General features: G+C 41.1%; 9 protein-coding genes. 4 read left to right on the top strand and 5 right to left on the bottom strand.

Annotated features, from left to right (window positions below; genetic code table 11):
* The first annotated feature begins 111 nt into the window (after positions 1-111).
* From CDG77_RS30125 to CDG77_RS30110, 4 genes are read left to right on the top strand one after another with little or no spacing between them, the layout of a single operon-like run.
* Complete coding sequence (locus tag CDG77_RS30125) at positions 112-933, top strand: heteromeric transposase endonuclease subunit TnsA (RefSeq protein ID WP_073597658.1); 822 nt, start codon at positions 112-114, stop codon at positions 931-933.
* A 21-nt stretch (positions 934-954) separates the two neighbouring features.
* The gene (locus CDG77_RS30120; RefSeq protein WP_094332915.1) at positions 955-3,183 is read left to right on the top strand and encodes a Mu transposase C-terminal domain-containing protein; all 2,229 of its coding nucleotides are present in this window, start codon (positions 955-957) and stop codon (positions 3,181-3,183) included.
* A complete protein-coding gene (locus tag CDG77_RS30115) occupies positions 3,167-4,843 on the top strand; it encodes an ATP-binding protein (protein WP_094332914.1) in 1,677 nt (558 codons plus the stop codon). The genes CDG77_RS30120 and CDG77_RS30115 overlap by 17 nt, the downstream gene beginning before the upstream one ends.
* Before the next feature lie 3 nt (positions 4,844-4,846).
* Positions 4,847-6,184 carry a TnsD family Tn7-like transposition protein gene (locus tag CDG77_RS30110; RefSeq protein WP_094332913.1) on the top strand — a complete coding sequence of 446 codons (1,338 nt, stop codon included), beginning with the start codon at positions 4,847-4,849 and terminating at the stop codon, positions 6,182-6,184.
* Positions 6,185-6,451: 267 nt separating this feature from the next.
* On the opposite strand, the gene CDG77_RS36990 is transcribed toward CDG77_RS30110, so the two are convergent.
* From CDG77_RS36990 to vnfD, 5 genes are all read right to left on the bottom strand, one after another.
* A complete protein-coding gene (locus CDG77_RS36990) occupies positions 6,452-6,598 on the bottom strand; it encodes a hypothetical protein (protein ID WP_190234106.1) in 147 nt (48 codons plus the stop codon).
* Positions 6,599-6,605: 7 nt separating this feature from the next.
* Complete coding sequence (locus tag CDG77_RS30105) at positions 6,606-8,354, bottom strand: nitrogenase component 1 (RefSeq protein WP_223270054.1); 1,749 nt, start codon at positions 8,352-8,354, stop codon at positions 6,606-6,608.
* Between the two features lie 43 nt (positions 8,355-8,397).
* On the bottom strand, positions 8,398-9,918 hold the full coding sequence (locus CDG77_RS30095) for a nitrogenase component 1 (RefSeq protein WP_094332912.1): 1,521 nt from the start codon (positions 9,916-9,918) through the stop codon (positions 8,398-8,400).
* Positions 9,919-10,184: 266 nt separating this feature from the next.
* On the bottom strand, positions 10,185-11,570 hold the full coding sequence (vnfK, locus tag CDG77_RS30090) for a V-containing nitrogenase subunit beta (protein WP_094332911.1): 1,386 nt from the start codon (positions 11,568-11,570) through the stop codon (positions 10,185-10,187).
* Between the two features lie 518 nt (positions 11,571-12,088).
* On the bottom strand, positions 12,089-14,218 hold the full coding sequence (gene vnfD / locus CDG77_RS30085; protein WP_094332910.1) for a nitrogenase vanadium-iron protein, alpha chain: 2,130 nt from the start codon (positions 14,216-14,218) through the stop codon (positions 12,089-12,091).
* Positions 14,219-14,710: the final 492 nt, after the last annotated feature.

The raw sequence follows: 14,710 nt of genomic DNA, 5'->3' as shown, positions 1-14,710 counted from the left end.
TGTAGAAGAATAAAAAAGTTCAACAATAAATAATAAAGTCCAACAATAAATAAAAAAGTTCTACAATTTCTGGATGTGCATGGTCTGGGCAGATCCAGAAAGGTAAGCTTTATGGCGAGAGGTAGGCAGGAGTGGACTCAAGCCAAGTTTGAGCGCTACATCAAAGAAGGTCGCGGTCAAGGTAGTGGAGAGAAGTATAAGCCTTGGATCACTGTCTCCGATTTCCCCTCAATGGGCAGATCGGCAAGAAGCCCTGGTTGGAAGACCAATCGAGTGCATCATTTCTTATCAGACCATGAGCGGCGACTGTTTTATCTGTTCGAGTGGTCAGATATTGTCGTAGATATCAGGGAGCAATTCCCCCTGCTCAACCTAGAATTATGTACGAGTATCGCTAATGACATGGGAATGAAATACCCCACTGACCCAGTTAGCGGTATACCTTACGTTTTAACTACTGACTTCATGCTAACAGCCAATAAATCGGGTAAGTCAGTTCAAATTGCTCGAACAGTCAAACCATCTTCAGATTTGGAAAAAAAATCAGTAGCTGAGAAATTTGAGTTAGAAAGACGCTATTATGCTGACCAAAATATTGACTGGGGAATTGTAACAGAAAAAGAAATTCCCAGGCTTTTAGCTCTGAATATCGAGTGGATTCATTCTTCTTACTCGTTAGAAGCGACTACCGAAATGGCAGTTGAGGAACTACGAGGACTCTCAAGTATTTTAAAGTCTCGGCTCCAAAAAAGTAGTGCCACTATCAACAAAGTGACAACAGCTTTAGACAGAGAAATGAATATAGAATCTGGGACATCACTAATGCTTTTTAAGCATCTGATTGCCACCAAAGAAATATTAATGGATATGGAATCAACCAAAATATCTAGCTGCCCTTCAGTTCAAACAATTCAAAAAATTATGATTAAGTAATAAGGCATTAGGAAAAATTGAATGAATAATAATTTATTTGTCAACGACCTCATAGAATGGATAGACTCAAACCCTCCCAACTTGATTGAGAGAGTTCTGTGGATTGATTCTGGTTATAACATTGCCTTTGTTTTTGACATAAATGCTAAGAAAGGGTTTCCCGAAGCGAAAAAAGTTTCAGAAATAAGAGTTGCAATTCATACAGAACAAGCATTGAAGCTTAAACAAGACCCTTGGGCAAGGCATTTGAGTGATGAAGATTTAACTAAGATACAAAAAGATTATAGAGAAAATGCTTGGTCACTAATTTCATCCCTGGTTGAAAAAGAACCGGACATATACTATCGTTCGTCACGGGGTTCGCTTATCAAGCAGGTTGTTGAACAATATAACCAGGGGAGAAGTGAAAATAAATTAGTCGAAAAAACAGTTTATGAATATTTGAGAAGATTCTGGCAGAGAGGGAAAAATCAAAATGCGCTTTTACCTGACTATTCAAATTGTGGAGGTCTCGGAAAGCCCAAAAAATGTGGAGAAAAGAAACGAGGAAGACCAAGAAAATATGCCCACGAACCAGAAATTGGTGTAGGGATTAATGTAACAGACGATGATCTGAAAATTTTTAGAATTTCCATAGCCAAATTTTACAACAATGACAAACAGAATTCTTTGAGGACTACTTATAAATTAATGATTAGGGAATATTATTCATCAGATATTCGTTATGACGAAAATGGTGTAAAAAAATCCCTATTAATTCCCCCCGAACTTAGGCCGACATTCACTCAATTGAAATATTGGTATGAAGTCGAACTATCAGATATCAAAAAAAGCATTACAGAACGAAAGGGAGCGAAAAGATTTGCTTTGGAGCATAGAGCAATTCTAGGAACATCTAAGATGGAAACCATTGGTCCCGGTTCTAGATACCAAATTGATGCCACAATTGCAGATGTATATTTGGTTTCTAAGTACAACTCTAACTGGATTATTGGCAGACCAGTAATTTATGTAATCATTGATGTTTTCAGCCGAATGATTGTGGGGGTTTATGTTGGTTTAGAGGGGCCTTCTTGGACAGGAGCAATGATGGCTCTAGCTAATGCAGCCACAGATAAAATACAGTTTTGTCAGGAATATGGCATTAATATTTCCTCTACGGAATGGCCTTGCCACCATCTGCCAGATGCAATTTTGGGCGACCGAGGCGAACTTGCAGGGATGGCAGTAGAGACATTAATCCCAAATCTCAATGTCCGAATTGAAAATGCTGCACCTTACCGTGCTGATTGGAAGGGTTTAGTAGAGAGGTACTTCCGTACAATTCATGGTCATGTCAAACCATTTTTACCCGGTTATATAGACACAGATTTTAGACAAAGAGGGGGGCGAGACTATCGTCTTGATAGCAGAGTTGACATAGAGCAGTTTACTGAAATTATTATCCACTTAATTCGCTATCACAATAATCATCATTACCTGGCCAGTTATGATAGGGAAGAAATGATGATTACTGATAATGTAAATCCCATACCCATAGAATTATGGAAGTGGGGGATAGAAAATCGTTCTGGTAGACTCAGGACTTTTCCTGAAGATATCATCAAGCTAAATTTGATGCCAAGTAATAAAGCGACCATCACCGCTCGTGGCATCAAATTTAAGGGAATGTATTACAGTTGTGAAAAGGCATTGAAAGAATTCTGGTTTGAAAAAGCTAGAAGTAATTTGCTCTCCAAATCAGATAAATTATTAGATATTTCTTACGACTATCGTAAACCCAATTTTATCTATGTCCGCTCTCCTGATGGTAGAGATTTTGAGAAGTGCTTTCTTTTAGATCCAGAAGAGCGTTATTCTCAGAAAAATATACATGATATTGAATATTTAGTCGCTTATGAAGAGTGGCTTTATCAGAAAAGTCAAGGCAATGAACTTCAAGCTTGTGTTGACTTAATAGCTGACATTGAAAATGTTGTCAACAGAGCTAATGATTTAGCCTCTGTAACTGTTGATAATAGGGTAAGTGATAACCAAAAAGTTGCTGGGATTAGGGGAAATAGAGCTTCAGAGAAGGCTAAACGACGCGACTATGAGGGGTTCGAGTTAGCTAAGACAGAAACTCCTATTCCTGAGACAGTTATGCCGAGCAAAAATTCTGACTCTAAAGAAAATAAATCATTACAGCCTGACCATTTGGAGCTTCTGAGAAAGAAGCGCCAGGAGCATTTTAATGAACATAGAGAATGAGTGGGAATGGGTTAAAATTCCCAACGGGGAATGGGCTGCTGTTGCTAAATACAGAGACCACAAGTTGTCTGAATATAATACAAATCCAATAATTCGCTCTCTTCCTCCTATCTTTTCTAGAGAGAAATTTGTTGAGTATGTGACACGACTTCCGACGTGCAAATCTTCAGAAAGAGAACTAGAGCCTCAGTACAGATTTCACTGTATTGAGCGACTATCGAGATATTTTGACCCATTGAATAAAACCGTTGATTTACAACAGGTAGTTTGCGTATTAATTATGCAAGGTTATCTGAGGCGAAATCCTTTGCAACCAGAATATGCACTGCGTAGCGGTCAAATTTATCAGGCGGTGCTTTCTGGAGGAGGTTTTAACTTAGAGGAGTATGTAGATGTTCCCACCTCGGCATCTGGGTTGACAATCATTGGGCCGTCAGGAATAGGCAAGACAACCAATCTCCTAAATATCCTCTCTTTATATCCCCAGGTGATTGTCCATCCAGCTCATAGTGTTTACCAAATTGTTTGGTTGAAAGTTGACTGTCCCCATGCCGGTTCTTTGAAGGGTTTGTGTATCGACTTCTTCAGAGCCGTTGACAAATTACTCGGCACTAATAACTTCCAAAAATTTGGGGTAAAACGCAACTCTGAGGATTATATGCTGGCTCAAGTTGCCCAAATTGCCCACACTCAACATTTAGGAGTTTTAGTTATCGATGAAATGCAAAATTTAGTAGCAGCCAGAAGAAATAGCTCCGAAATGTTGAATTTTTTGGTGAAAATGGACAATATTATTGGAGTCCCAGTAATTCGCGTTGGTACAAATGAGGCTTTCCCAATTCTTCAAGGTAATTTTAGAAATGCGAGAAGAGGTGTGGGAGAAGGGGGAGTAATTTGGGACAGGATGGAAAACAATCGGGAATGGAACTTTTTTATCGAAGGAATGTGGGAGTTTCAGTGGACAAAACAATATATACCGTTAACTGCAAATATTACCACGGCTCTATATTATGAAAGCCAAGGAATTATTGATATCGTCATTAAACTCTATAAAATGGTGCAATGGAGAGCTATTGCTTTAGGGAGCGAAGTAATCACTGTTGACTTGATTCACGCTTGTGCTGCTGACGGTCTGCATCTAGTTAAACCAATGTTAGATGCTATTAGGTCTGGGGATGAGAAATGGATGATGAAATACAAAGATATTGCTCCATTGGACACAAATTTATACCGCAATAAGTGCTTGGATTCTCTTGAAGAAACAGATTTAGAAGAAGTGAGAAGATTAGCACGCTCATCACAGAGGATGGGTCACATATCAGCAACGCTACGTCATGTAATTATTGAACTGATTAATTTAGATGTTCCACCTGCTACTGCCAAGAATTGTGCCGAAAAAGTTGTTGCTTCTCATAGAGAAGATGCAGATAAAAAAGTGCTACTTAAAGAGGCTTATAAACTAGCTTTGCAATGCGGTAATATTTCAGCAGAGCCAGTTCAGCATCAAGAACGAAAAATAAAACTTCAACCGAAGTATCAGGAGAATGATATCCGAGTTATTGTTGAAAATGCGAAGAAAAATCAAACTCCAGCTTGTGAGGATTTGAAAGCTTTGGGGATTATTAAAGATCCACTCAAAGACTTTTTTATTGGTGAGTAGTATATGCTCAGTTTTTTCCCTACGCCTTACCCAGATGAGATTTTATATAGCGTGTTTGCACGTTATCATGCCAGAAGTGGTAATATAAAGCCTGATGAAACGTTGCAAGAATTGTTCAATTCCCGGAATACTATAGTTAGGCCGGACTTACCCTATAACTTAACCTATTTAATTAAAAATCTTCCGTTGCTTTCTCAACATACGGTAGAAAGTCTAATCCAAAAACATACACTGTACCCCATGTATGCAGTCTTTATGCCTGACAGCAAATCAGCTATTCTGGGTTACATGAAAGGAGAGTTGGGGACATATATTTATAGAGGAATAGCAAGCTCGGTTTATCTGCCAAAATATTTTAGGTTTTGTCCAAAATGCCTTTTTGAAAACTTGCATACATTTGGCGAGGCATATTGGCATCGACTTCACCAAACACCTGGTGTTCTTGTCTGCACAATTCATGATGTTGTCTTAAACGATAGCATTGTACCTATCTGGAATAATAAGTGGTATCAAGTTGGTATTGCTAGTTTGGAAAACTGTCCTATATCGAATGTAACGAAAAATTACAGTGAATCCACTAAAGAGTGGTTACGCCTAATTGCATCTGATATTGAGTGGTTAATGACCTGTGACTTCAAATCGCTTCCTTCTAAGGAATTAGATTGGTTTCATATCCAATATATAGTTTTATTGATTAAGAGGAATTTAGCGACTCTAGACCGTCAGGTATATGAGCAAGGTTTACGACAGAAATTTTTGTCTTTTTATGGAAGTGAATTTCTTGAGGCTCTTGGTATAAATGTCAGTAATAATAACATAAATTTATTTAAAATTTTTCGATTACATTTGGAGGTTTTTGACCCGGTAATGCATCTGCTAATGATTAGATTTTTGAGGAATTCGCCTTCAACATTTTTTGCTCGCAAATCTAAATATAAACCTTTTGGTAAGGGTCCTTGGCTTTGTCTAAATCCTGCTTGCGAACACTATCTCCATTCTGTGGTTACGAAGTTAGTCATGCTTTTAAGCAATGATCTAGATTCGACCTATTCTTATATAAAAAATCCTATAGGCACTTTTGAGTGTGATTGCGGTTTTCAATATAGTAAGATTGGCGTGAATTTGACTAAAGTTGATAAGTTTCGATTTGAAAGAATCGTGACGTTTGGTCAATTATGGGAACAAAAATATTTGGAATTAAATGTTGTTGATAGACGAAATTTTCAGCAAGCTGCGTACAACCTTAGTTTTAATTATAGCAAGAGTCCAATGACTATGTTGCGTAAGCTAGAAGCTTTGTGGAAGTCTTTGAATGATAGTGTAGGAAAAGACTCCGGTTAATCAGACCCTATATTGTTGAACTTTTTTATTCAAAAAATCGACCTGCGCTCTTCTACATTGCTAAACTGAACTCAACTGAGGACAGTTATTGTTCAACTTTATTTTTCTGGTATCTGTGATGGATAACCAAAAATTAAGGGTTGTAGCTCTTGAAATTGTTGAACTTTATTATTCCTCTACACTAATACACGAAGCAATGCAATTGACTTCAAGTGAATTCTGTTGCGGTGGAGAGATTAGTACAGTTAAATTCAAATGCTTTGCCATCTAGCAAGCGTCTCCTAAAGGGAGATGAATGGCTAACGCTTTGTAACGGCAGTTACTCAGCGTTGTAGCGATCGCCGTTACTCCAAACGTGTAGCACAATACTTCTTGATAACTCTGCATCAAGATATCAAAACATTCTTGACACAATACCTTTCTATGTCCAATGAATCTCTTTGGAACGAAAAGCTCTATCCCAATCGTTAGCAATCACCTCCATTATATTGATCATGCCTTCATAGCCAAAATATGGCTTATCAACATAAGTTTCTCTGTTAGTGGGGCTAAATACATCAAAAGCAATTTTTATTCCTAGTTCCTCTGCCATGTATTTTTCCCATGCCGAGCCAATCACAGCATCAACATCAAACTCTTCTAAAGTCTGTTTTACCTGATAGCCATCTGCCGAAAATATTACGCGGGAAGTAAGACCGAGGCTGTGCAGTTCTCGCTCCAAAATTGAACGAGAATCAGGCATCGCCGAGCGAAATAATAAGACTTCTGGAATCATCTCCAATTCTTCAAAGAGCATTCTGACCAGTCCAATGCCAAGCGTCCCATCCGCAGATACGGCAATTCTACAGTTACGATATCGGGGAATAATCATCAATGCTCGTTTGCGAAGTGTATCTACAACCATTTCTTCGCCTTGTTTGATGATTGGCTCTACTTTTTCATCTATCTTGAAATGTGCCGCCAATGCCTTCAACCACTGAGTAGTGTTGTTTACACCTATTGGTAAAGGTATATCATCAAGGATCAAAGGGATGTCATGGGTCTGTTGCATTTTCCGAGCAAACTTATACCCAACATCATGACTGAGAACAATATTGGCGGTTGCCTCACCAGCTTGCTCTAGTTCTTCAAAGGAGGTATTATGAGAGAAGACCGTCTGTACTTTAATCCTTAAAGATTTTAACGTCTTTTTTACCCATTCCAAATCAGCCCACCAAGTAGGATTCAGATTTGCCTGTGGTGCAATGATATTTACAATCCTTGGCTTCCTACCCCTTCTCTTAGTCTGCCTTTTTTTGATAAAAGGAAGTAAAGCCTCCAAACCCATCTCCAAGCCATCGTAAGCATTGCCCCGAAACCCACCAGCCATTAAAGGAACGAGTTTGGCTTTGATATCTGGCTGAAGCTGGTTGCACAATCCCGCAATATCTTCACCAATAATGTCTGCCGCGCAAGTCCCAACGACAAACATCACCTTAGAATCAAAAGATTGATCCGCCTCTTTAATCATCCCTTTGAGTTTATCAGACGCTCCCATCACAATGTCTGACTCAAAAAGACGAGTACAACCTACTTTCCGCTTGGTGAAATCAACCTCATGAGCATCATACCCAGCTGCGACAGTGGACGCGCAACCCTGTGGAGACTGAATCACAATACTGACATCTTTAATACCAGCAACTGTAGTTGCAATACCTTCAAGGGCACAGCCAACTACTGGGTCTTTACTATGATTACAATTGTCAAAAGTTGTTTCAGCAGACATTTTTTCCTCCTGTTTTTCTAAGGCTTGACTATAGTAAATGCGTTTCACACAGCCTGTAGCGACTTCTGCTTTAACGTTTCCGTGTTTTGTGCAGCCTGTAACGGCTTCTATTTTCCCTGTAGCGACTTCTGCCTTCACGTTTCCGTGTTTCGCGCAGCCTGTAACGGCTTCTGTCTTCACGTTTCCGTGTTTCGCGCAGCTTATAAGAGCTTCCGTCTTCCCTGTAGCGACTTCTGCCTTCACGTTTCCGTGTTTCGCGTAGCCTGTAAGAGCTTCTGTCTTCCCTGTAGCGACTTCTGCCTTCACATTTCCGTGTTTTGCGTAGCCTGTAACGGCTTCTGCTTTCCCTGTAGCAATTTCTGTCTTCACATTTTGCACAGCCTGTAATGACTTCCGCTTTGACATTTTAAGATAGTCGCTACAATTTTCTTGTAATCCAAAATTGGTATTACTCGTTCATACATTTTCCCCGTCTTTTCTCTGCATATACGGTACAGTCAGGCATGTCTTGAGCTAATTTTCCGCTTAGTGATTGAGTAGATGCTAACCCGGAATTTTTAGGGAATACCATTTGCTTGGTTAAAGCACTCCGAGGTCTAAAGCCATATTGAAGTGCTGTTTTAATACACCTTGCAACCTTTAAGGCTCCGCGATAGCCAAATCTGGGACGATTTAAGATAGCATTTAAATCGACTACGGGAATATGGGGGAAACTCAAGGAAGAACCAAAATAAACTACTGATTCTGCATCAAGACCACCAATGAAATCCAGTAATTCATCTTCCGTTTGTTTCATGGACTCGTACTTGCCAAAGGCCAGTGTCCCTTTCGTAATCAGGATTTCCGGGTCTAACCCTGTTTCCAATAGGTAGTCTACACTGGTTTCTCGTGCTTCTGTACTCCAGGGATGGAAGTTATAGATTACTACACGCATCCCAAAATCACGATCCAACATGTGAGCAAGGGATAAGCACTTGATAGCATCATGTCCTTCGATAATCGCTAACTTCCCTTCTATATAACTCTTAGCTGCTTCAAATTCAGTCTTGATTGCGGCATATTCCTTTTCCATTAGGGCAGCCGCCTGTTCTTCCATCCCTAAATATTTTGCCGCCCCTTCGAGCCATTTTTCTGTAGCGCTGATTCCGTATGGAAGGATAGTAGAATTTAACGGCGTACCAAACTTGTCTGACATGGCTTTGCCAATGGTATAGCCAAGATCCAAACATAAAGTACAGTTGACTGCTGCACTCGGTGCTTGCTTGAGTTCTTCTAATGTACAATCACCTGCGATGACGCTGTGAACTCTTGCCCCTATTCCTTCTATCAATCGCACCAATTCTTTAACATCGGTTTCGACTTCCGTCCTTTCAGGGCCCATCTTCGCGCCCACAATATTGACAGAATCAGCTAGTTTTGCTTTCCGCTCTGGAGTTGGTGGCTCCATAAAGTCTACGATTTGCCGAAATACGATATCAAATCCACTGCGATACTCCCCGGCGAATCCTTCACAATGTATCGTCATGATCTCAGCATCGATTTCGCTGCGGGCTTTATTCACGACATCATCAACACAGTCGCCAATAATACCAGACGCACAACTAGTGGCAACAACGATCGCATCGGGATGGTATTTTTCATCTACTTCTCGAATTGCGCCTGCTAATTCTTTTTCCCCGCCAAAAATTACCGCCTTCTCACTCATGTTCGTAGTCACCACGGGTTCATAAGGGGAACCACTATTGCGGCTATTGGTCAGCTTGTATGCCCGCTTTACACCATAAGCACAGCCACTCGGCCCGTGAGAAATGATGATCGCATTTTTAATCCCACTTAAAATCTTCGTTGCAGTCCAAAATTTACAGGGGCGGGTATGACTACCTTGTAAAGTGGTCTTAATCTTACCTTCTTTTGCCAAGCGATAAAGTTCGCTCAAGTTTCCGTAAAATACGACATTCTGATCTATCATGATAGTCCTCCAAATATTTCATCTTTTTTAAACGCAAAGGGGAGGCAGCGCGTTGCGGGGGTTCCCCCCGTTGTAGCGACTGCCGTCGCGCTGAGGTTGGCGCAAAGGAACGCAAAGTTTTGAATAGAGGCTCCAGCACTCAAACTCTGCGCTCCTCTGCGTTTTACTCTGCGTTCCTACCCTGCGGGAAGGCGTACCCCTACGGGGAAGCAAGCTAGCTACGCGTAGCGTCTCCAAGAGTTGCGCCTATGCGTTGAAAATTTAATCTACCAGACGTTTAAGATCCACTCGCGATCGTGCTTGTTCTCCATATCTGCAAACATGGCGTTGGCAATGTTATCTGCTAGCCATTCTGCTCCTTTATAGCCAATCACAGGATATTTCCATAGACCTGCGCGGTCAAAGCTGGGGAAACCTACCCGAACCATCGGAATTTTGTTGTCGATAGAAATATACCGACCCTTGGAATGACCTAGAATCAAGTCAATTTCGAGGGATTTATCTGTAATGCGGCGCTCCAATTCCCAGAGGTCTGCATTCCAGATAACTTCGATATCACAAGCTGCTTGCTTCTCCAACTCGGCAATTCTTGGGTCTTTGGTGCAGGCTTTGTTGTCGTCTCCCAACAACATTAGCACTGGCTCTAACTCAACTTCTAAGCAGAACTCTGCTAGACCAATTACTAGATCGGGATCTCCGTAAATAGCTACCTTCTTGTTGGCGAAGAACATGTGTGCGAGGTCTGCGATCGCATCAATAGCTTTACCCCGTTCTCTGACTAAAGATTCTGGTATTGGTTTACCAGTCATTTTGCTGATATTTTGCAGCCAGATGTCGGTATTTTTGATACCAATTGGTGTTGGGCCAAGAATTGCCGGAACTTTGAACTTCTCTTGTAAGAATTCGGCTGAACTGCCGCCTTCATATTTACATAAGGCAATAGTTCCCAACGCATTGGCAGAATCAGCGATGTCTTCGATGGTTGTATTGCCAAAGGCAAAACTTGTCTTATCGGGCATGGTGGGCGCATCAAAGGTTTCTGTATCCAGTAAAATGTTTCCTGGAACGTCCATCTCTTTTAAGATGCGTTTAACTTCAGTGACATCTCCAGGGTTAAGCCACCCAGTAATGATGTTCAACTTGCCAGTTGGTTCGCCTTTTTTTGCTAGGCTAGAAATAATTGCGTGTACGCCAACATTATAGCCAGTGACTTGAGAGCCTTTGTAACTGGGGGTATGTACAGGAACAAGAATAACCTTGCGATCGGGATAAGCTTCCTTTAAAAAGCCGTTGAGCTTGTTAATGGTTCCTTCGATATCGTCCCCAATTGTCTCAGTTGAACAAGTCGTAATAATTGGGATAATCCGTAAATCGGGATATCGTGCTACTAAGGTCTTTACGCCTTCCTCAATGCGTGGCTGTCCTCCAAGAACAGCGCTATTTTCATGGAGTGAAGAAGAAGCAATGTCGAAATTTTCCTTCAAATGCTGGGCAAACAGGAGACGAACGAACATACTACATCCTTGTCCTCCATGCACCAGGGGAATACAATCTTTGATTCCAATGGAAGCGTATTCAGCCCCAGCAGGCTGACAGGTAAATATAGGATTGATGATTCCCTTGCGTTCTTTCTGTTTTACGACTAAAGACATTCTCTTGACTCCTATGTGGTAAAAAATTGCGTGATTTTGTTTGGCGTTGCTGAACGAAGAGATGAAGTGTCTTTTCGAGCTTAAGAAAGTAGAGCGGTATGTGTGGCAAGTTAACGCTGCATCCAACCAAAAAGCAAGCTACTCATAGCATCGATTACAGAAAAAAAGTAGAATTGAATTTCGTGAAAATCTTGAAAGCTAGATGAGATGCTTCTGTAGTCAGACACTACGCTTCTTGGGAATGCTTTTGGTGTAGCCCGTAGCAGCGTTAGCGTTAGCTTGCCGTAGGCATCGCTCTCTACTCTGCAAGTCTCTACTCTGTAAGAAAATTTCTGCACAAACACTAACAGGATGACTTGACTCTAATTCATCCTCCAATTCAACAACGCCGTTCGTTTGTAGGACTTACGCAAAAACTCTCTTAAACTCTCTTCCCCCGTGGCCTCTGCGTCCTCTGTGGTTTGTTTTCCTTACCTTTGCGTAAGTCCTAGTTTGGTTGAATTACCGATCCAATTGCTTTAATAAAGCGAATAATGTAATTCACCATTCTTCGACTTGGTTATTACAATATCGACCAGCATTGCCTTAACAGCTTCCAGTACTGCCTTCTTTTGCGAGTTCTCCATGCTATTTAACCATGAAAACCTAATTTCCAGGTCAGCCGAAAGGATCTTCGCATCTGCATAAAAACCCCTGTCAATCAAGGTTTCCAGAACTACCTTTTCTCCAGTCAAGATTTGGGCGGTCATATTGAGAACACCATTGATGTTTTCTTCCCGATCCCATGCACGAGAGTGAAACTGCCACAAACAACGTTCTTGAATTAATTTTGTGACTTCCGCAGCTCGTTCTTGAATGTATGACGCGATTTCCTTAGCTTGCACTTGAACTTGTGGCGCAACTTCTTTAGCTTGTGGTTTAACCTGTGGCGCAACTTCTTTAGCTTGTGGTTGAACTTGTGGCGCAACTTCTTTAGCTTGTGGTTTAACCTGTGGCGCAACTTCTTTAGCTTGTGGTTTAACCTGTGGCGCAACTTCTTTAGCTTGTGGTTGAATCTGTGGCGCAACTTCTTTAGCTTGTGGTTTAACCTGTGAAGTGGCTTCTTTAGCTGGCTGTTTAACCTGTGGTGCAACTTCCTTAGCTGGCTGTTTAACCTGTGAAGTGGCTTCCTTAACTTGCTGTTGAACTAAAGAAACGACTTGCTCAGATAGCTCTTTGGTTGCTTTACCGTTGCCATTACCATTGGTACTTGGCAGATTTTGCCCTGCACGGATATCAGATTGAGCGAGTTTCATCAAAGGGGAGTAAATGGCATTGTACATATCCCTTGCCATATTCACCGCACCTTCAAAACCCATATAAGGGCCATTGTGGTAGCCATGACCATTCACATAAGGCAAATGCAACTTCTTCACCAATGCACCCACCCTCGGGCCAGTCAACACCAAATCAGGCTTAACCATCTCCAGCACCTCGAAGAACTCAAGTTCATTGCCATCATCAATATAGATAGTCCCTTCTTCACCTCTGGCAATTACCTTTTCAAAATCCTCTTGGTGTCCAAACTTGGACGACATGGCAACCACTTTCATCCCCAAATCGTCTTCTAGCGCTTTAGTCCAGTGCCACAAACGTGGGCCTCCAGTCCAAATACAGACCTTTTTCCCAGTCAAGCGCTCCTTGTACCAAGCTAACTTCGACTCATATTTAGCCACTTCTTCAGCAATCACCGCTTCGGCTCTATCTTCAATCCCAAAGAAAGCACCGATTTTGCGTAACCCTTCCTTAGCATAGTCAAAGCCCCAAGTATCCACATCAATCCGGGGAATGCCATATTTTTTCTTTAGCTCATTGGCAATATACCCAGCAGAACGGGCACAGTTGGTAACATTCAACTGCGCTCTGTGCATTCCACGCAATGAGTCATAAGTACCATTACCAGTAAAATGGGCAATAATTTGCACACCCATTTTTTCCATGTACTTTTCAAGGACAAAGGTATCTCCTTGAATGTTGTAGTCACCAATGACATTGATAGTATATGGGCTGGTAATTTCCGGCTCATAAGTTCCTACCTTGTCAGTCATCCACCCCATGTTGAACACGTGGTGTCCTTTGGATTGACTCACCCCAGCAAAACCCGGACACTCCACAGTGAAGATATCGACATCACCGAGTTCTTTTTCTACTTCTTTGACTACAGGTTTGATATCATCGCCAATCAAAGCAGTAGAGCAGGTGGTGTACACCATCATCCGCTTGATGTCAGGAAATTCGGCAAAGGCTTCCAGCATCGCTTTTTTGAGCAGCTTTTCACCACCGAAGACAACGTGCTGTTCCTTCATGTCTGATGACCAGACATATTTAAGTTGGAAGTTGCCATTGTCGCTAGGATAGCGTTTGGTGTGCCATGTATCATAAGCACAGCCCACAGGCCCATGTATCAACTGGATAGTATCCTTGAGAACACCACCAATTACTAGCTTTGCACCACAATAGCTGCATCCGCGCTCAGATAATGAGCCGGGAATCGTTTCGACGTGGGCGCTAGGGAGAAACTGGGTTGTATCTTCTCCTTTCTCTTTAATATATATGTGCTTCTCCCGTTCGGGAATAGTTTCGTCGCACTTAAACAACTTCATTGGCATGGCTGATTGCTCCAGTTGCAATTGATCAGAAGACAGACTCTTCTAATATGTAAGTTTTGTCAGAAACTTATTTAAGTTCCTTGATTTCAAAATCCTATCAACCTTTCTAATTAATAATAGTAAAGCTGATAACAATTAGCTGAATTAATATTGCAAAATGAGAATAAAGCCAGTTTAGAATAGACAGTTCTGTATAGATTTAAAGTAATCCCAATCATTCTATATAAAAAACTTTGAGTCAAGAGAATAGACAGACTATTCTAACTGGAAGTGAAGATATAAATGATTTACTTTATGTCCTCAATATAGATATCTCACTAAAGAGAAATCGACGATATTTTCTCAACTTTCAACAACAGAATAACGCAATTATCGGCTTTGAGGCTCTCTAGATGATGACTAATTGTAACCACGAATACTCTTTGTAAATTAATTCCTCAGCGCAAGTAAATTGGCCAGATGTATGATATTCTTTATTTATAGGGAATCTAA

This window comes from Nostoc sp. 'Peltigera membranacea cyanobiont' 213, assembly GCF_002245975.1.
Classification (GTDB): Bacteria; Cyanobacteriota; Cyanobacteriia; order Cyanobacteriales; family Nostocaceae; genus Nostoc.
This window is presented reverse-complemented; position numbering and strand designations above follow the sequence as displayed.

Bases quoted from the DNA above. Each gene is read 5' to 3' on its own strand.
- CDG77_RS30125 (WP_073597658.1), top strand. From the start codon at position 112: ATGGCGAGAGGTAGGCAGGAGTGGACTCAAGCCAAGTTTGAGCGCTAC.
- CDG77_RS30120 (WP_094332915.1), top strand. From the start codon at position 955: ATGAATAATAATTTATTTGTCAACGACCTCATAGAATGGATAGACTCA.
- CDG77_RS30115 (WP_094332914.1), top strand. From the start codon at position 3,167: ATGAACATAGAGAATGAGTGGGAATGGGTTAAAATTCCCAACGGGGAA.
- CDG77_RS30110 (WP_094332913.1), top strand. From the start codon at position 4,847: ATGCTCAGTTTTTTCCCTACGCCTTACCCAGATGAGATTTTATATAGC.
- CDG77_RS30105 (WP_223270054.1), bottom strand. From the start codon at position 8,354: ATGTCAAAGCGGAAGTCATTACAGGCTGTGCAAAATGTGAAGACAGAA.
- CDG77_RS30095 (WP_094332912.1), bottom strand. From the start codon at position 9,918: ATGATAGATCAGAATGTCGTATTTTACGGAAACTTGAGCGAACTTTAT.
- vnfK (WP_094332911.1), bottom strand. From the start codon at position 11,570: ATGTCTTTAGTCGTAAAACAGAAAGAACGCAAGGGAATCATCAATCCT.
- vnfD (WP_094332910.1), bottom strand. From the start codon at position 14,218: ATGCCAATGAAGTTGTTTAAGTGCGACGAAACTATTCCCGAACGGGAG.